At 53.6% G+C, this 17,380-nt stretch carries 18 protein-coding genes; 11 read left to right on the top strand and 7 right to left on the bottom strand.

What is annotated here, in order from left to right:
• The first annotated feature begins 150 nt into the window (after positions 1-150).
• The gene (locus OHL14_RS00720) at positions 151-366 is read left to right on the top strand and encodes a hypothetical protein (RefSeq protein WP_263377385.1); all 216 of its coding nucleotides are present in this window, start codon (positions 151-153) and stop codon (positions 364-366) included.
• Between the two features lie 104 nt (positions 367-470).
• Positions 471-1,010 carry a methylated-DNA--[protein]-cysteine S-methyltransferase gene (locus OHL14_RS00715; protein ID WP_263377384.1) on the top strand — a complete coding sequence of 180 codons (540 nt, stop codon included), beginning with the start codon at positions 471-473 and terminating at the stop codon, positions 1,008-1,010.
• A gap of 56 nt (positions 1,011-1,066) precedes the next feature.
• On the opposite strand, the gene OHL14_RS00710 is transcribed toward OHL14_RS00715, so the two are convergent.
• Positions 1,067-2,773, bottom strand: a complete 1,707-nt coding sequence (locus OHL14_RS00710; RefSeq protein WP_263377383.1) for an FAD-dependent oxidoreductase — start codon at positions 2,771-2,773, stop codon at positions 1,067-1,069.
• Positions 2,774-3,044: 271 nt separating this feature from the next.
• On the opposite strand from OHL14_RS00710, the gene OHL14_RS00705 reads away from it, so the two are divergent.
• The 4 genes from OHL14_RS00705 (at position 3,045) to OHL14_RS00695 (ending at position 7,809) form a co-directional block, all read left to right on the top strand.
• Complete coding sequence (locus OHL14_RS00705; protein ID WP_317890385.1) at positions 3,045-4,226, top strand: MFS transporter; 1,182 nt, start codon at positions 3,045-3,047, stop codon at positions 4,224-4,226.
• A gap of 279 nt (positions 4,227-4,505) precedes the next feature.
• On the top strand, positions 4,506-5,144 hold the full coding sequence (locus tag OHL14_RS20090; protein WP_396270627.1) for a response regulator: 639 nt from the start codon (positions 4,506-4,508) through the stop codon (positions 5,142-5,144).
• Between the two features lie 262 nt (positions 5,145-5,406).
• Positions 5,407-6,045, top strand: coding sequence for a response regulator transcription factor (locus OHL14_RS00700; RefSeq protein ID WP_263377382.1), 639 nt, complete (start codon positions 5,407-5,409; stop codon positions 6,043-6,045).
• A 66-nt stretch (positions 6,046-6,111) separates the two neighbouring features.
• Positions 6,112-7,809, top strand: coding sequence for a PAS domain-containing sensor histidine kinase (locus OHL14_RS00695; RefSeq protein ID WP_263377381.1), 1,698 nt, complete (start codon positions 6,112-6,114; stop codon positions 7,807-7,809).
• Between the two features lie 6 nt (positions 7,810-7,815).
• Here OHL14_RS00695 and OHL14_RS00690 read toward each other — a convergent pair whose 3' ends face one another.
• From OHL14_RS00690 to OHL14_RS20075, 6 genes are all read right to left on the bottom strand, one after another.
• Positions 7,816-8,451 (bottom strand): RNA polymerase sigma factor, encoded by a 636-nt coding sequence (locus tag OHL14_RS00690; protein WP_263377380.1) that lies wholly within the window; start codon positions 8,449-8,451, stop codon positions 7,816-7,818.
• 262 nt (positions 8,452-8,713) lie between these two features.
• Positions 8,714-9,100 (bottom strand): response regulator transcription factor, encoded by a 387-nt coding sequence (locus OHL14_RS00685; protein WP_263377379.1) that lies wholly within the window; start codon positions 9,098-9,100, stop codon positions 8,714-8,716.
• Between the two features lie 270 nt (positions 9,101-9,370).
• Complete coding sequence (locus tag OHL14_RS00680; RefSeq protein ID WP_263377378.1) at positions 9,371-10,246, bottom strand: DNA-3-methyladenine glycosylase family protein; 876 nt, start codon at positions 10,244-10,246, stop codon at positions 9,371-9,373.
• A gap of 4 nt (positions 10,247-10,250) precedes the next feature.
• Positions 10,251-10,424, bottom strand: a complete 174-nt coding sequence (locus OHL14_RS20085) for a DUF1272 domain-containing protein (protein WP_396270634.1) — start codon at positions 10,422-10,424, stop codon at positions 10,251-10,253.
• A 94-nt stretch (positions 10,425-10,518) separates the two neighbouring features.
• Positions 10,519-11,436, bottom strand: a complete 918-nt coding sequence (locus OHL14_RS20080; RefSeq protein WP_396270625.1) for a GlxA family transcriptional regulator — start codon at positions 11,434-11,436, stop codon at positions 10,519-10,521.
• A gap of 126 nt (positions 11,437-11,562) precedes the next feature.
• A complete protein-coding gene (locus OHL14_RS20075; RefSeq protein WP_396270624.1) occupies positions 11,563-11,877 on the bottom strand; it encodes an ArsR/SmtB family transcription factor in 315 nt (104 codons plus the stop codon).
• A 410-nt stretch (positions 11,878-12,287) separates the two neighbouring features.
• Here OHL14_RS20075 and OHL14_RS00675 point away from each other — a divergent pair, with 410 nt between their 5' ends.
• The 5 genes from OHL14_RS00675 to OHL14_RS00655 all read left to right on the top strand — a co-directional run bounded on the left by OHL14_RS00675 (position 12,288) and on the right by OHL14_RS00655 (position 17,374).
• On the top strand, positions 12,288-12,980 hold the full coding sequence (locus tag OHL14_RS00675; protein WP_263377377.1) for an isochorismatase family cysteine hydrolase: 693 nt from the start codon (positions 12,288-12,290) through the stop codon (positions 12,978-12,980).
• 215 nt (positions 12,981-13,195) lie between these two features.
• On the top strand, positions 13,196-13,906 hold the full coding sequence (locus tag OHL14_RS00670) for an SDR family NAD(P)-dependent oxidoreductase (RefSeq protein ID WP_263377376.1): 711 nt from the start codon (positions 13,196-13,198) through the stop codon (positions 13,904-13,906).
• Between the two features lie 275 nt (positions 13,907-14,181).
• On the top strand, positions 14,182-14,988 hold the full coding sequence (locus tag OHL14_RS00665) for an MIP/aquaporin family protein (RefSeq protein WP_263377375.1): 807 nt from the start codon (positions 14,182-14,184) through the stop codon (positions 14,986-14,988).
• Between the two features lie 218 nt (positions 14,989-15,206).
• Positions 15,207-15,998, top strand: coding sequence for an isocitrate lyase/PEP mutase family protein (locus tag OHL14_RS00660; RefSeq protein ID WP_263377400.1), 792 nt, complete (start codon positions 15,207-15,209; stop codon positions 15,996-15,998).
• Positions 15,999-16,144: 146 nt separating this feature from the next.
• Positions 16,145-17,374, top strand: a complete 1,230-nt coding sequence (locus OHL14_RS00655; protein WP_263377374.1) for an efflux RND transporter periplasmic adaptor subunit — start codon at positions 16,145-16,147, stop codon at positions 17,372-17,374.
• The last annotated feature ends 6 nt before the right edge of the window (positions 17,375-17,380 follow it).

Here is a 17,380-nt window from a genome sequence, read left to right as displayed (position 1 = left end):
GAAGCATAACTCAACCGTTCTCTCGATAGATCCACCCAGCTGGATGCACATCCACCTTTGGCAGCAAATGAGTGTTTATTGACACTTCCAGCGTGATCACTCCGACATCAACTATCTGGCGTCACAATCCGATTCATCCGGGAGAAGACCATGAATAGCAAGATTGTTGCAGCAACTTCAGCAGTTGCTCATGAAGACTCTGTTCGTTCTGGCTTCGACGAACTAGCCCGTTTCATTGAATCAACTTCCGGGAACTCTGTAGTTGTGAGAAAAGAAGTTCAAGATGCTTCAATCCCCGAGGGCCCTTTTGATCCCTTGTACCTCGGGCTTGATCGTCTCGAGGTAATGCTGAAGAAGAGCCGCTGAGACCGACACGTCGGAATGCGCGCTTCGGCACATACCGGTAGGTTCGATGTCTCTAATAAAGATCGGGATCATGAAACATGGCCTAATGCCGGGGGAAACAAAACATGAAGCAGGGCCTTTCCTACAAGTGGATATCCACTCCCATTGGCAATTTGAGACTCGTTGCGAGTGAAGAGGGACTGGTGGCAGTTCTGTGGGAGAAAGAGCGACCGCGGCGAGTCGTCTTGCCTGAACTGATTGAGAATCCGGAACACCCAATCCTTCGGCAAGCAGAAGACCAGCTGCGGCAGTACTTCTCTGGAAAGAGAAATCTCTTCACGATACCTCTGGACATGCGCGGAACCTCCTTCCAAAAAGAGGTGTGGAAGTCGTTGCTCGCGATTCCTTTTGGGGAGACACGAACGTACGGACAACTCGCCGCGCAACTAGGTAACTCAAACGCCACGCGTGCAGTCGGAGCTGCAAATGGTCGCAATCCCATCGCTATCTTGGTTCCGTGCCACCGCGTCATCGGTGCTTCTGGCAAATTGACTGGTTTCGCGGGTGGTTTGGGCGCAAAGGAACATCTGCTCCACCTCGAAGGTCTAGGTGGCTCGTTGTTCCCTGACTCTGTACGAGTCCCAGGTTCTGAATCCCAAATCTAATCGGCGCGTCATTGTTTGCGCGTATAGGCAGTCAGCCAGCCCTGTTGGATTGTGGTTTATCGAAGCCCAGCTCGGTCATCTGATTCAGCATCGGAGGTAGTTCGGCTCGCAGCTAGGTAGCGATGGATGTCAGAGATGACGACCGAGCCTTCCCCCACTGCCGAGGCGATACGTTTGACTGAATTTGCCCGCACATCGCCGACCGCGAAGATGCCGGGCGCGCTGGTCGCGTACGGCGTCGATTCAAACCCATGCACACCACCCGTCAGGACAAATCCCTTACTATCCAACTGAACGGTGCCGAACAGCCAGCCAGTATTCGGCTCGGCACCTATCATGACAAACACAGCGCTTATGCCGCACTCAGTAGTCTCGCCACTCAATTTATTGAGCCATGACACATGACTGAGGGAGGGCGCTCCACTGAGCCGGGTGATTTCTGAGTTGGTATGCAGGGAGATACGTTTAGATCCCTCGATACGGGAAATCAAATACTGCGACATCGTGGCTGCCAATGAAGGCCCACGAACTATATGATGAACACGTCTTGCGATGCCAGAGAGGAACAAGGAAGCTTGTCCCGCTGAATTACCGCCTCCGACAACAATCACTTCTTGGTTACGGCAAGAAACTCCCTCCATCGAAGTCGCGGCATAGAAGAGTCCGCGATTCTCGTACTGCTGGTAGTTCTTTACGTTCAGAGTTCGGTATTGCGCCCCGGTCGCGACAACAACGGCCCGGGCGCAGAGGGCCTGGCCACCGGCAAGGACCATTCGGTGTATACCGTCTTCGTGACCAATTGTGACAACGGGGCGAGAGATGGCGAAGCTGACACCGAACTTAAGCGCTTGCATCTGAGCCCGGATAGCCAATTGCTGACCGCCAATTCCGGTGGGGAACCCAAGATAATTCTCGATCTTGGAGCTTGTCCCCGCCTGACCGCCGGGCGCGACGCCTTCAATGATGACTGTCGATAGACCTTCTGAAGCGGCGTACACGGCGGATGCTAAACCCGCAGGGCCCGCACCCACCACGATCACATCGAAAATTGTTCTCGGGTCAGGGAGTTCGGTGATCCCGAGTTCGTCCGCTAGTTCAGAAATTTCCGGCCTTTCCAGCACCTTCCCATTGGGCAGCGTCACAGTCGGGTAGCGTGTCGACCCGGACTCTGAACCAGTTTGTGTCAGGTCAACAAAGCGATGCGGGTAAATATTTCTTAGGAAGAACCGTCTGAGCAGAGTCATCTGCGGATCGTCGGTATGTCCCGTGATTATTGCCCCGCTTACGGCAGCTTCAACAATTCTGATGCGCCGCCAAATGCAGGCTTGCACGATGAGATTGGCGATATCGCCCTCGGCTCGCATCAAATCGCGCAAATTGTGTCGAGGTATACGGAGAAGGAGGCTAGGCAAAACCGTCCGTGCCTCGACCACGGCGCCCTGCGAGTTGAGAAGATTAAACTCTCCTCCGAAATTACCGGCCCGAATCTCGTTGTAAACTTTTTTCCCACCGGCAGCTGCAGGCAACGAAACGTCGATACCACCGTCAAGCACAACAAAGAGGTCAATGTTCCGGTCACCATGGCTGTATAAGCAAATACCGCTCGGAAACCTCTCTTCTTGTCCGTAGGCATGCAGTCTCTCAATCATGTCGTCGGTAAGTTTCGGGTATGCGAGATCGGCTCTCCATTGTGTGCCAAGCCAGCTCAGATATTCGCCACTCTGTCCTTGTTCCGGATTAGTCGATCCATTTGCTTCGCTCATATATATGCCCCCATAGTGTGAGTTTGCAGCGCCGTCAGCGCTCTCGATTCTCGAGATTCTGCTGCCGGTCGATAGAGTGGGTTGACCTTCCCTTGGACTCGCGTTGCTGGTTCGCAAGCAACGAAATTCTTGGTGTCCAGGCAAGGATTTGGCTCGAACTACAAAAGGGATTGGTGAACAGCCATCAAAATGGCGCGATTTGCCCTCTTTTTGTCGGCCTGATCTTGGAGCGCCATACATCCAAAGCCTGCTCGTTAATTGGAGGGATCAGATGGATAGGCGATTGCTTGTGTTGGCTCTCGGAATGTTTGCTTTAGGTACAGACAGTTTTGTCGTGGCGGGCGTTCTGCCAGAAATCTCTCATACATTCCATGTGAACATTGGTGTCGCTGGTCAGCTAACAACGGCATACGCAATCACATATGCCTTGATGGCTCCCATCATTGCCGCCGTGGCTGCGCACGTCCCTCGGAAACGGATGCTCCTGATTGCTCTCGCGATCTTCGGCGTTGCTAATTTGATTACCGCAGGCGCACCGACGTTCGCAATCGCTATCGCGAGCCGTATTCTTGCCGGCGTCGGTGCGGCGATGTTCGCTCCCACGGCGACAGGGGCGGCTGCATCAATGGTCGCTCCCGAACGTCGAGGTCAGGCACTTTCTATCGTAATCGCGGGACTAACATTTGCAACCGCACTGGGAGCTCCGATTGGAGCTGTGATCGGAGGTCTAGGAGATTGGCGTTGGACTATGGCCTTCGTATCAGCCCTCGCCGTTCTCTCGGCGGTAGGGGTAGCGTTCCTCCTGGCGGAAGTTCCTCTCCCGCCCAAAATCTCTCTCAGGGCAAGAATCGCTCCCGTTGCGGACCCAAGAGTTGCTCTGACTCTCCTTTGCACATGGCTCTATCAGAGCGGGCACTTCATGATCTATACCTACTTCACGGTCGTATTCGACCGGGCTATAGGCCACAATGCATTGCTCACAGGAGGTCTCTTGGTTCTGTGGGGGACAAGTGGAAGCATCAGTAATCTTGTGGCGGGTCGTCTCGCAGACACGATAGGGAGCCGCAAGTTGATTTTTGGGATGTTGATTATCCTTACGGCGTTCCTCCTGACGGTATCCTGGACGGGCGCTAGCCTTTGGACGACGATTCCCGCACTAGTTGTGTATGGCGTGACCAGCTGGGGAATCTTGGCCCCCCAGCAACATCGATTGGTGGCTGTAGCCCCTCAGACGGCACCCGTTGTTCTTGGGTTGAACACGTCCTGCACCTACTTGGGAGTGACCACCGCCGGTATCGTTGGCGCTGTGGGACTTCATTCAGTGGGAGCCCATCATCTTGGTTATCTAGGAGCGGTAGGTGTCGTTGTCGCCCTAATTTTCGCTGAACTGGCGACGTGGAAGATTAATGCTTCAAACGCTGTTCACCCGACACAGAAGTTGGCAAGCGCCTAATCTACCGCCTCACACTGATAAACAAAGTTGTGCAAGAACCTCGCTGCTCACGCAGCGAGGTTTTTGCATGCTGTGTGGCCACAGCTGAGCGCAACTTCGCCTAGTCCCGATACCATCGTCTAATAGCGCGGTCAAATGTCGATCCTGCCTAATGGAGTCTGAAGATTCGAAGAGATGATCCGGCTCTGAGGCTTGTCTGCGAATCCTTCGAGTGCGGCTGTGCCCAGTGAAGAAAAACTCCGGCCGCACCCTCGACACGATGTCTCCGTGGAGGATTCGATGCCAGCTCAATGCCCAGACCAGGTGCTCGTCGTGGACGACGAGCCGCTCATCCGTTTGACCATAGAGATGATGGTCCGGGACTCCGACTATCAAACCAGAAGCGCTGCAGATGGAATCGCGGCCTTGGCGGCGATCGAAGAAGCGCTTCCCAACATTTTGATATGCGACCTGAATATGCCGCGCATGAGCGGTTATGAACTCTTATCTATTGTTCGCCGGAGATTTCCCGAGATCTTTGTAATCGCTACAAGTGCTTCCTATTCTGGCGCTACAGTTCCAATGGGAGTCGCCGCAGACGCATTCTATGCCAAAGGCGGCCTCAAAGGAACGTCCCTTATCAAGATACTTGAGCAAAGAGTGGGTAATGGTTTTCTGTCCGAACGACAGCCAGCTCCTATTTGGATGGCCATAGAACGGGATGATGTTCTCCGCAACAGAGCTGTACCTGTCTCGTGCCCTTGCTGCCTTCGAGGGGTTGATCTGGAAATCCGGGAACAACCGACGGAAACGAGATGTCCGCACTGCGCTCAGAGAGTCCACATGGAGGCAGTGCCACAACTCTGGCTCAACGGGGCACCGCACGTTCTCGTTTCAATGACCTCCTCGTTTCTCAAGCGCAGACACATGAGCCGATGACTTACGTCCCGGTGCGGCGTGGGACCGATGATGACAGAAAATGAAGGAACAATGGCAGCATCTGGCGACAGGAATCGAAGATGATTGCAGGCAGAGAAATCGATGTTCATCGATTCCTCTGGACGAAAATGCGGGAGAAATGGTCCCAGCTCCCACTCGAGAACCGGAACATTCGTCACTTCTCCCACATGAGAGATCTGCATGAAGATGCAAAGCACTGATCCAATTCAAGATCGGTCGAGCCGAGGATTCGGAGCGCATTGTGACACCAAAGACAGACGTGTTTGTAGTTGACGATGATGTCTCGGTACGCGAGGCACTTGAAGCAGTGCTGACCGACGAGGGCTTCGTCGTAGGGACATTTCATTCTGCAGAGGAACTGCTAACTGGTGTGCGCAGGGGCCGTCCCTATTCCGTCGTTCTCGACATCCATCTTCCTGACCAGGACGGGTTGGAGCTTCAGCAATTGCTACAAGTTGAGTGTCCATCTGTGCCCATCATATTCATCACTGGAAGCGGTGATATACCGATGTCCGTAAAAGCGATGAAAAATGGGGCTGTGGAGTTCTTGACGAAGCCTTTCGCAGATCGCACCCTCATCGACGCCGTTTGCTCGGCGGTCGAGACGGGAAGAAGATCGCAATCAGCAGAAGAGGACATGATCGTTTTACGACGGCGATATGCACAACTCACCCCCCGAGAAAGAGCCGTATTCCCTTTGGTAGTCGCTGGATTCGCCAACAAGAACGTTGGTTTTGAATTGGGCATTAGCGAGATAACAGTGAAGGCTCACCGAGGAAGCGTGATGCGCAAGCTTCATGCCGATTCGTTAGCTGCGCTGATTCAGATGGCGATCAGGCTCGAGGTGCTTCGGGACTCCGTCGTTGCTACTGAGGTATAGGAATACCGGCAGGACCGTTGAACAACGAAACGGTAAAGGGAAGGAACTGAGTACAACGAGCCGGTATTGATCAAAGAAGGCAGGTCCGTGATCGTTGAAGAGAAGCACAACCGGATCGATACGTCCTGTGACCTGACCCAAGAGAACAGGCCGCGAGAGGAGGCGCGCCCTCTTAACCCTGCAGAGCTGCGCCTGGAAAACGCCACGCTCAGAGAAAACAATAAGGAATTAAATGCGCAACTCCAAAGGTTGAGAGCTGAACGAGTCGCGCACAACGGAGATCAGCTTATGCGCGTCGTGAACTCGATGCCCATCCTGGTCTGGTCAGCCGAACCCAATGGAATGGTCGATTTCTTGAGTGAGAATTGGCTAGCCTATACAGGCATGAACGCAAAGGCGGCACTTGGAGCCGGCTGGATAGCCGTAATTCATCCGGACGACATTGCGCCAAGCCTAAAGCGCTGGAAAGACCTGATGTCCACTGGAACCGCGCAATCGGCAGAAGTTGAAGTTAGATTTCGGAGATCCGATGGCCAATACCGTTGGTTCTTAGTGAGAGCCTGCGCATTGAGGGATCAATCGGGAGCAATCCGAAGCTGGTACGGCACAAACATTGATATTCACGATCGGAAGTTAGTGGAGGACGAGATTCGTCGAAGCGAGGCTTCTCTTGGCGCGGCACAGAGAATCGGAAACGTGGGTAGCTTCTCGTGGTCCAGGCAACAAGAGGCCTTCCAATGCTCTGAAGAGTTCTATCGAATCCTCGACTTAGAACTCGGTACGCCGGTGACTCTTCAAAGGATTTTGGATAGAGTCCACCCAGATGGTCGCTTTCGGGTGATGTCACTTAGAGATAAGCCGATAACGACAACCGACGAGCATGAGAACAGGCTCATCATGGCTGACGGGTCCGAGAAAGTCGTCCTCGTCAAGATTAGCCGAACGGACAGTGCCGACGGGACTTTTGAGTATCACGGGGCGATCGCTGATATCACAGCCAGGCGCAGGGGTGAAGATGCTCTAGCCCAAGCTAGAGCAGACCTGGCCGCAGTTGCGCGCGCGGCCTCGATGGGAGAAATGGCCGCCGCCATAGCGCACGAGGTCAGCCAACCGCTTCTGGGTATTATGGCAAACGCAGAACTTTCAATTCGAAAGTTGAGCCGAAAGCCAACGCCTATAAGCGAAGCAACCCAGGCGATCGGCCGGATAATCCGTGATGCAAATCGCGCCTCAGAGATAGTCCGTCGTCTACGGGATCTCTACAGTGATCGAGAACCCACACACGAAGCATTTGATCTCAACGAAGCTCTCATTGAGGTACTCGAATTGTCGCGCTTCGATCTCGAGCAAGAGGGGATCACGGTAGACCGAAAACTCAGTTCGCAAATGGGGCAAACAGCGGGTGATCGGGTACAGATCCAACAGGTGGTGCTCAATCTGTTGCGTAATGCGATTGAGTCTATCGCTAGCAACCCAGGATCACGCCGCAGCATTTCGATTCACACTTACAAGGGTGAGGATAGGATCTCGTTGACATTAGAAGATTCGGGCGCAGGATTTCAACCTGAACAATCGCGGAAGCTCTTCGATTCGTTTTTCACGACGAAGCCAAACGGGATGGGAATGGGGCTATCAGTGAGTCGGTCCATTATCGAAGCTCACCAGGGGATTCTTTGGGCTCGCAACAATGATCGTGGTGGCGCCACATTCGGGTTTGACCTGCCGGCTGTGGCGCGCCCTAAAACATCGAGACCTAGTTCATGAAGGCCGTCAATTTCTCGTATTGCGTACCACGTCGTCCGGCAAGAAGACTCGAAGAACGTGTCGAGCCCGATACAATCTCGCCTTGACCGCCGACACAGACATATCCAAACGCAAAGCAATCTCTTCCATGGAGTATTCATGACTAGCACGGAGATGCAACACCTTCTTCGAAATGGGATCAAGTGAATCCGCAACAGTTGCAATCTGTCGCATCTTCTCTTCTGCGCAGTAGAGATCTTCGGCCGACCAGTTCTTGTCAGGAATATCGTGCATGGGCTCAGCTTCATCCCACTCGTTTTGCTTCTCGATAGAAAATTCACGTAGGTTTTTACGCTTTCGGACCCTGACCAATGCGGAGTTAATAGCGATTCTGCTAAGCCAGGTGTAGATGTGGCAGCGTCGTTCGAAAAGGGGCAGGGCCATATAAGCACTACAAAGAGCATCTTGAAGCGCATCCTCAGCGTCTTCATGGTGCCTCGTGATGGCTATGATCTGTTTGAAAAGTCGCCGAGAATACATCCTCTCCAGCTCTTCAAACACAAATGGACGCTCTGCCTGAGGAAGATGCATTGAAGCACCGCTCGGCACTTGCCTGCCAAGAGGCGGTGCTGGCAGCTCGTTAACGAAGATGGCGTTGTGCATGGTTTTCTCCTTCAATCCGCAAAGCGAACCGCCCGATGAACGAGCACTCAAGGTCTTTCCGCTCTGATGAGAACGACCCGAAGGGCTGCGACACCAACTGTCCTCGAATGATTGTGTGAAATTCGCGGACACTTGATGCTTGAAGGGATTACAACAAAGCTGGGTGCACAGCGATATTGTCTGATGGTATCGGGTACTGTGGTGTTGGCGATCCGATTTGCGTGGCTTTGAGCGGAGCGCAAGCACTCTACGCTTTCTCAGGTCACAAGTTCGACCGCTCAGATCTCTCGAGAGCATGTTCAATTGCATTCAGAAGATCTCTGTCACGAAATGGCTTCATGAGGCAAGCTGCCGCCCCATCATCGATTACTAACTGCCGGGCTGCGGCACTCTGAGTCGCAGTGATAAAGATGATCGGAAGCTTGGCCTGCAGTCGGCGAAGTTCGATCTGAAGTTCGCGGCCGCCCATCTCAGGCATCGCCATGTCGAGGATAAGGCAGCTTGCAGACTGCGCATCGCTCGAGGACAGATACTCCTCCGCTGATGTGTAGGCTCTGGAATGATAGCCGTATTCTCGAATGAGTTCAGGTAGAGATTCTCGCACTGACTGATCGTCATCCACAACGATTACCGTCGCTACCTGATCCATGAACGTCCTTCGCGGCTAACGCTTGATAGCTTGCTCGGATAGAAAGGACGTGTCCGACAGTCGAAGCTAGACAAACAGCCATGCGATGCCGTGAGCACACTGCAGCAAGTGGAAACCATCATCGCCAAATCGTTCGGCCTCTAATGTTTCATGGTCGGGCAAATCAAACCCAGAGTCCATTGTACTTTGGTATTGGTACAGTAAAGTCCGAGTTGCCGCCACATTCGACGGTCACTCGCCGTCGATCTTCTAGTTTCTCGTAAAGATGCTCTAGGGTTGTTCTCGCTGGGCATGATGCCTCCACAAAGCGATTGCTGCATATCCACGGAGTGGTCGAACTGCCTCAAGGTTTAGAGCAGCGTGGTTTTTGAGCTCTCGCTTTAAGACGTAGTCTGTGGCAGGAAACGCGTCATCGTCATCGAAGCCACGAAGCGCTGCATACTCCGCCGTCCACGCGCCCACGCCGGCAATATTTCGGAGCGAGCGCTTGAGCCCAATCGAGTCCTGTGTTGCTTCGAGTGAGAGATCTCCATGGTTGATCGCTGAGGCTAAGGCATGAAGCGTGGAACGGCGCTTCGCGGATGTTCTGACTTCCAAGAGATCTGAGCTAAGTATCTCTGTTGCTGAGGGAAAGAGATTCACGGTGATTCCTGTTCTCGGATGGGCGGCTAGCCGGCCAGCTGCAGTCATCAATTCCTTCGTCAGAATCCTTCCGAATTTGACTGATACCAGTTGTCCAAGTACCGTCGCAAAGACTGCCTCGAATCCATTCCATGCTCGGGTGAGTCGTAGGCCTGGGTACCGTTGCCAGATTTCAGACAAAGCCCCGTTGGCATTCATATGGCGATCGAGGGCTGCTGGGTCGGCATCGAGATCGAACATCTTACGCGCCCGGACGGTGATGGCTAGCAGCTCCGCTTCCGTTCCGTTCCAAAGTGATAGGCGCAGGCAGTTGCCCTCTGTTCTGTGATCAACACGAAACCAACCGAGACCCTTTGCTGTTTCCACTACGCGTTCGTAACCGGATTCATCAACAGTCTCAAGACCTGGCATGCTGTGATGCCTGAAAAACGTTAGACATGCCTGCCAGTCATAGGGAGGCGTGTACGGCAGAAGTGTCGAGAGTGCGGGGGGTGGCGCGATCATTTATTCACTTCACGCGACGGGTAGGGCGATGGCTGAGCTCTCCCCCGCAGTTTGGGCAAATGTTCCCTAGTCGGGACTCCGAGCAATCGCTGCAAAAAGTGCACTCATAAGAGCAGATCAGTACGTCCTCCGAATCGAGAAGGAGAGCTTTTTCGCATAGTTCGCATTCGGTCTTCATGTTCGGCATAGTCCGCACCTCCGAGCATCGCGAAACGTCGCTGTTCTGGTAGTTGAGGTAGAGAAAAAGTATTGATCATCCTTCGAACGACCGATCAATCGCTTTCCGGAACTCTTAGCCTGCTAAAGCGTTCCCGGTATTCTTTGGGGGTGATTGCGAGCTGTTGGATGAAAGCACGACGCAACGATTGCTCGTCTCTGAATCCCGTTAACCGCGCGATGATCTTTAGTGGCTGCTCCTTTGTCGCCAGGAGGCTACACGCGGCCTGGATTCGGAGCGATTGTATCCATCGCGCCGGTGTCGTTCGGAAATGCAACTCGAACTGCCGAGCGAAAGTGCGGGGCGTCATAGAGACCAATCGAGCCAGAGAGCTGACATCAAGCTTCTCGGTCAGATTTGATTTCACCCATGCTGGTAGGTCTCGTAGTGGTGTGCCTCGAACATCAGCCTGTTGAGCCAGGAGGCTGCTGTACTGCGTCTGGCTGCTAGGACGACGCAAGTAAAGTACCAGGGTATGGGCAATGGTCGCTGCGGCGCTCCCACCTATGTCTTCTTCCACGATCTCTAGTGCGAGATCAATTCCGGCAGTGACGCCCGCGGTCGTATAGACATTCCCGTCCTTAATGAAGACCCGGTCCCTGTCTACATTTAGCTTTGGGTAAAGCTCTGCAAGCTTTGGGGCATGATGCCAATGAGTTGTGACAGCCCTCCCATCAAGCAGTCCGGTTGGTGCGAGAAGAAACACTCCGACACAAACCCCAATGAGACGTCGCACGTGTGGCGCCCGTCTGCGTATCCATCGAAGGACCTCTTGTCGTGGCTCGGCGAACGCTGACTCGCCACCGAGGATGATTAGCGTATCGATTGGACCGTTGAAGTCGGAATAGGGGATACATCCGCCAAGAACGAGACCGCCACGTCCGTGAGCTTCACATCCAGAGTCCGCGCACAAGATTCGTATCTGATATGCAGGCTTACCCTCGACCTTAGGATACGAAAAGACAGAGGCCATCGCTACTAAGCTCAGGAGGTCTCCGGGTGAATCGATAAGGAATGCGATAGTTCGAGGACGTTGCGGCATAGACATGTGTGACTATCGGGCTCATCATCAGTGCGTTTTTCTAGATCACTGGTGCTCTTACCGAGCATGAGAGCTCTGTTGTATTGATCCTTTCCGCTCGAAATCCCTCATGTAGCGTAGATAACCGTCGAGGCACGATGGAAGCGCTTTGTAATACACGCCTTGGCCTTCACGCCTAGAGCAAACGAGGCCTGCTCCTGAGAGAACTTTGAGATGATGTGACACGGTTGACGCACGTACGGGCGAATCGAGACTGATATCCCCACACCGTATCTCCCCAGCGTCGATGATGTGCTTGTAAATCAGAAACCGCGTGGGGTCGCCCAGTGCCCTCGCGATTCGCAACACCCGCAACTCCGCAGTCGAATCCATCGCAGTTCCAGCAGCCCTCACCTAGGGGGTCGGATCATCGATTCCGCCTCCAATCCTTCGATACACGCGACACGAAGATGGTGACAAGTTGTGAATCCAAAGGTCGACGCCTTCCCACGCAGCTTCTATGAAGTCCAGCTACCCGCGGACAGCGAAAGCTCCCAGATCGGTGACCGTAATCCAAGGGCCTGTAAGGTACTGATTCGAGGATAGATGTCATGTCCTTTAGTAACGGCCGGGATATCGAAAGAGATCGTCAAGAATTCCTTGCTTGTCCTAACGACCTCACGACAGCAACAGAAAGCTGTCAGAATTTGCGCTATTTTTGGCATATCTGAGCGCTTCAAAAAGTTGTCGAAGGAGGCATCGAGGGCGACTTGCAGTCGTTCCCTCGCAAAGGAGCCCGACAAATGCTGTTCACCCATCGAAACCCTGAGATGAAGCTCGACCATAAGCGCACCGCACTTGTGCTGGTTGATATGCAAAATGAATTCTTCGAGCAGAAGACCGGAACTTATTACGAACTCATTGCGGATGCGCTCAAGGAGCGCAACGTGATTGAGCACACTGAAGAACTCCTCAAAACGGCCCAGGAGTTGGGGTACTACATTCTTCACTCTCCACACTGGTACTACCCAACCGATCTTCAATGGACGGTTCCAGGCGGAGCTATTGGACATTACCTCGGCGGAATCGGCTTCTGTGGCCGCAAAGATCCGGTCAGTCTCGACGGGTTCGAAGGCTCGAGGGCTGATTACTACGAGCCGTTCAAGAAGTACCTCATGGATGGACACACATGCAATACCTCTCCTCACAAGCACTTCGGCTGCGAGGCGAACGACATGATCAAGCAACTGCATATGCGCAAAATCGAGAAGGTCATCATGGCTGGACCGGCTGCAAATATTTGCCTCGAATCGCATATGCGCGACATCATCGAGTCCGGAATCGAAGTCGCAATGATCCGGGACGCTGTTGCCGGCCCCAAGAACGAAGAGGGTGATGGGTACCAAGCCGCAATGGTCAACTACCGCTTCATGGCAAATGCGCTGTGGACGACTCAAGAAGCTGTCCTAAAGATGAGGGACGCCGCAAGGTCGTAGATGTCTCTTGCATGGACGACGTTTCCTTCTGGTTGAGCCTGATGAGGCGACGAGCTGGAGAGCTGGGGGTTCTGTAATCCTCGGCTCTCCAGGTTCAGATCACGGCTTCGGCCTTGACCAACTGGCCGTCCTCAGCCATTGATAGGCAGCTAAAACTTTTACACACTATCGCCTATTGCGTCGCGTTATGACCGCAATGACCTGGAGAAAATATTATGAGCACAGATCGCAAAGTTGTTGTCGTCACCGGTTCGTCCTCTGGCTTGGGTGAGGCCTTCGTTAATGCCTATCTTGCCCGCGGTTGGCGTGCGGTCGGTAATGCAAGAGAGATCGCCCCTTCCACGAATCCGGATTACATTACGGTTCCTGGAGATATTGGAGATCCTGCAATCGCTCGCAAGGTCGTTCAAACCGCGATCGATAATTTCGGTCGCGTCGACACGCTGATCAACAACGCTGGAATCTGGCGACCCGGCAAAGTCGAGGAAATTCCCGAGACTCTCTTCCGGGAAGTGATGAGAACGAACTTGGACAGTGTGTTCTTCGCGACGCAGGTGGCGGTGCCTGCAATGAAGAACCAGGGTGGGGGTCACATCGTGCAGATTTCAACGAGCCTCGTTGAGCATGCTTTGCAGAACGTTCCAGCGGTACTTGCATCATTGTCTAAAGGCGCTTGCGTTGCTGCGACCCGCGGCCTGGCAATGGAGCTCGCATCCAGCAATATCCGAGTTAACACTATTTCTCTAGGAATCGTGGAAACGCCGCTGCACAAGAATTCCAACCCTGACGATCTCCGTTGGTTCTCGCCATTGAACCGCAACGGGAAGATTGAGGATGTGGTTCGCGCCATGAACTATCTCGAAGACGCCAACTACGTTACCGGTGAAATTCATTACGTCGATGGCGGCCGCACCGCCGGACATTAATCATCTGGCGGCTTCCCGATGCTAGCTTAGGGCGCTATGAAGAAATACTCTCTTTAGTGGTGGCAGGATACCTCGATGCCCATTGCTAGAGAGTTTAGCTTCGCAGAACACCAGCAGGCCATCGCAGTCGCCTTCCATGAAAGTGGCGAGGCAATCCTGAAACCGCATCTCTAGCGGATGAAATAGGTACAGCGGCGTGTCGAATTGGACCTGACGAGACACGCCATGGAGCAAAGATACCAAAGAGTCCAAATTCTACGAGATGAATCCTTACCTTGACTGCTAAGCAATCATTGCGCACTAACTGGCCGGAGTACCTGATTGAAGGCTGCCTCATAGCAGCCTTCATGTTTTCAGTGTGCCTGCTCATTGTTGTGTTCGACTCTCCTCACTCTGCAGCCTACAGAGTTATCCCGAACGGTATGAGCCGTCTGGTGATCCTTGCGTCCGCGATCGGTCTGATCGCAACACTCCTGATTCAGTCGCCTTGGGGTAAGAGATCGGGGGCGCATCTGAACCCAGCAGTTACGATCGCGTTTCTCCGCCTGCGGCGTGTCCAACCGTGGAACGCCTTGTTTTACATCCTTGCGCATCTTCTGGGCGCATGTACCGGCGTCCTATGCATCCTGCTTATCGCTGGCAGCACTTTCAGCGAACCGCCAATTCTCTGTGCGATCACTGTTCCTGGTTCAGCAGGTGCCTTTCTCGCGTTTCTAGCGGAGACGGGTATTTCGATGCTCCTCATGGCGCTGATCTTGTTCTTTATTCGGTCCCCGCGTCGTGCTCCTTTTACAGGCGTGGCTATTGGCATTTTGATTGCGACGTTCATCGCCGTCGAATCGCCTGTCTCGGGAACAAGCATGAATCCAGCGCGTACTTTGGCTTCAGCGTTCCCAAGTCATATGTGGAACCATATATGGGTGTATCTGTGCGGCCCCGTGTTGGGAATGCTAATCGCAGCCGAGGTCGAGCGACGCTGTTCACCTGTCATTGAGCGGCGCAGCGCTTTCAATTGCGCAAAATTACTTCACCCCAACAACGTCCGGTGCATTCATTGCGGCTTTGAGCCGCTGCACGACTGAAGCGAACACGGCGGATTTCAAAGCGGATTTAGCTCAGAACCTTGCGTTCTATGAAGATCCACGAAGGCCTGCGCGCTGCGACCTATCTCTTGCCAGCCACGTGGCAGAGATTGCCTCTTATATGTCAAATCTTCCTCTTTCGATACGCGTCCATAAGGGTGCTCGCACTAAGTTCCAATTCACCACTCTTAGCGGCTATCGAAATAAGGAGACTCTTGATGACGGGATCGGCTAGAAACTCAGCAGCACAAGATCAGGCTTCGAAGGCCGATGTATTTTCACAACTGCACGTCCCAGGAAAACCGTTGGTGCTCTATAACGTCTGGGACGCGGGTAGCGCGCAAACCGTTGCCAAGGTAGGAGCGAAGGCCATTGCAACCAGCAGTTGGGCCGTCGCTAAGGCCCACGGTTCGAATGATGGCGAACAATTTCCGTACGAAGACGCGATCCGCAATCTCCGAGAGATTACCGTGGCGGTGGAACTTCCAGTGTCGTTTGACCTCGAGAGTGCCTATGGGGAATCGCCCGAGACCGTAAGCCAGAGCATTTCTCTGGCCATTGGCGCTGGCGCCATCGGCTGCAATTTCGAAGACAGTGTTCCAGGAGTTGGAACGATTCGAGAGACCTCTAAACAGGCCATCCGGATTCGGAGTGCACGTCAAGCAGCCGCTAACGCGAACCTCTCCTTCTTCATCAACGCTCGATGCGATCTCTTTTTTCATGGACCCTCTGTACCTCACGACCAAGCCTTACTGGCGGATGTGATCGAACGGGCTCACGCGTATGCGGAGGCCGGAGCCAGTGGACTTTTCGTTCCGGGGTTAGCCTCGATTGATTTGATCGCGACATTAACGAAGCACTCTCCTATTCCCGTCAATATTCTCGTTGACTCACCTGGGAAGGTTCGAGCGCTCGCGGATAACGGGGTCGCACGTATCAGCTACGGGGCAGGGCCTTACGTGGATGCTCTTCGAGCTCTGGAGCAATTAGCAAAAGCAGTCTTCGAGTAGCACATAGGGAGGGCATGTGTCGCGATAGCGAGGCATGCCCTGGTCCTTCGCATTCGTTTCACGCGAGTTGCTGACCAATCACCCGAAAGCACAAAGATCTGAAACAGATATGCATCGATGCGGGAATGCCTAAGACAAGGGAAAACATGGAAAACACAATTACTCACACGACTGAGAACTCAGATAAACAAGTCCCGGCAAAGAACGAGGCCAGACTTTATCTCGGAATCGGTGCCTTAGTCCTAATAGTTATCGCCGCCGTAGTCGTTGGTCCGCGACTATTCCACGAACACCCAGTCACGGCCACTGCTCCGTTACCTACGGTGGTTGTCGGAAAACCAGTTCAGCGAGATCTTCACGGCCGTCTTCAATTCCTCGGTCAGTTCTCCGCTGTTGACCAAGTAGAGCTCCGGGCACAAGTCGGCGGGACCTTAACCTACATAGGCTTTAAAGACGGAGATGTTGTCCGCAAGGGTACGTTGCTGTTTACCATCGATCCCACTCCCTACCAGATCAAGTTTGACCAGGGCACTGCACAGATCGCCAGCGCAAAGGCAAGGCTTGAACTCGCAGGAACCGAATTGACACGCGCTCAAACCCTCCAGAAAACAGACGCCGGCACTGTCGAAAACGTGGATCAACGTTTGGCGGAGCAGCGTTCAGCCCAAGCTGCGTTAGACGTAGCAGAGGCGTTGGTCCGCGATGCAAAGTTCGATTTAGATCGCACACATGTTTACGCTCCGTTCTCGGGTCGCATGGGAACACATCTTGTCTCTGTCGGAAACCTTGTGTCAGGCAATCGTGTCGGTGGCAGTTCGACGACCCTTCTCGCCACGATTGTTTCCATCAGCCCCATCTATCTCAACTTCGATATGAGTGAAGGTGATTACCTCAACTTCGAACGTGAGAGAACTTCACACAGGAGCACTCTCGACAACAAAGTCGATATCGCGCTAAGCGATGAAAGCCGATTCGTTCGCCAGGGAACCCTCAACTTCCTCGATAACACGTTGGACCGTTCCAGTGGCACAATCCACGCCCGTGCGACCGTTCCTAACGAAGACCTCCTCCTGACTCCAGGAGAGTTTGGGCGCGTTCGCGTAAACCTCCAATCGTCGAGTCAAGTATTCCTTGTGCCGGACACCGCTGTGAGCGCTGATCAAACGGATCGAATGGTCCTGATCGTAGACCCCGACGGTATTGTCAAGGCAAAGAAAGTGCAGACCGGAGCTCTTCGTTATGGGTTGCGCGTGATTTACAGCGGCCTCTCGGCCTCGGACCGTATCGTCATCGGCGGTCCGCCGGTTCGTCCTGACAGCAAGGTGTCCACGAAGGACGGCTCGATTGCTGTTGGATCTGATGAAGGGAGCAACTAAGGAAAG

The organism is Granulicella paludicola, from assembly GCF_025685545.1.
Taxonomy (GTDB): domain Bacteria; phylum Acidobacteriota; class Terriglobia; order Terriglobales; family Acidobacteriaceae; genus Granulicella; species Granulicella paludicola.
Note: the sequence above shows the minus strand (reverse complement) of the source record. Positions and strands in the feature narration are given on the sequence as shown.

Coding starts and splice junctions, on each gene's coding strand:
- OHL14_RS00655 (WP_263377374.1), top strand. CDS start 16,145: ATGGAAAACACAATTACTCACACGACTGAGAACTCAGATAAACAAGTC.
- OHL14_RS20090 (WP_396270627.1), top strand. CDS start 4,506: ATGCCAGCTCAATGCCCAGACCAGGTGCTCGTCGTGGACGACGAGCCG.
- OHL14_RS00705 (WP_317890385.1), top strand. CDS start 3,045: ATGGATAGGCGATTGCTTGTGTTGGCTCTCGGAATGTTTGCTTTAGGT.
- OHL14_RS00710 (WP_263377383.1), bottom strand. CDS start 2,773: ATGAGCGAAGCAAATGGATCGACTAATCCGGAACAAGGACAGAGTGGC.
- OHL14_RS20075 (WP_396270624.1), bottom strand. CDS start 11,877: ATGGATTCGACTGCGGAGTTGCGGGTGTTGCGAATCGCGAGGGCACTG.
- OHL14_RS00680 (WP_263377378.1), bottom strand. CDS start 10,246: ATGATCGCGCCACCCCCCGCACTCTCGACACTTCTGCCGTACACGCCT.
- OHL14_RS00675 (WP_263377377.1), top strand. CDS start 12,288: ATGCTGTTCACCCATCGAAACCCTGAGATGAAGCTCGACCATAAGCGC.
- OHL14_RS00720 (WP_263377385.1), top strand. CDS start 151: ATGAATAGCAAGATTGTTGCAGCAACTTCAGCAGTTGCTCATGAAGAC.
- OHL14_RS00660 (WP_263377400.1), top strand. CDS start 15,207: ATGACGGGATCGGCTAGAAACTCAGCAGCACAAGATCAGGCTTCGAAG.
- OHL14_RS20080 (WP_396270625.1), bottom strand. CDS start 11,436: ATGGCCTCTGTCTTTTCGTATCCTAAGGTCGAGGGTAAGCCTGCATAT.
- OHL14_RS00690 (WP_263377380.1), bottom strand. CDS start 8,451: ATGCACAACGCCATCTTCGTTAACGAGCTGCCAGCACCGCCTCTTGGC.
- OHL14_RS20085 (WP_396270634.1), bottom strand. CDS start 10,424: ATGAAGACCGAATGCGAACTATGCGAAAAAGCTCTCCTTCTCGATTCG.
- OHL14_RS00685 (WP_263377379.1), bottom strand. CDS start 9,100: ATGGATCAGGTAGCGACGGTAATCGTTGTGGATGACGATCAGTCAGTG.
- OHL14_RS00715 (WP_263377384.1), top strand. CDS start 471: ATGAAGCAGGGCCTTTCCTACAAGTGGATATCCACTCCCATTGGCAAT.
- OHL14_RS00670 (WP_263377376.1), top strand. CDS start 13,196: ATGAGCACAGATCGCAAAGTTGTTGTCGTCACCGGTTCGTCCTCTGGC.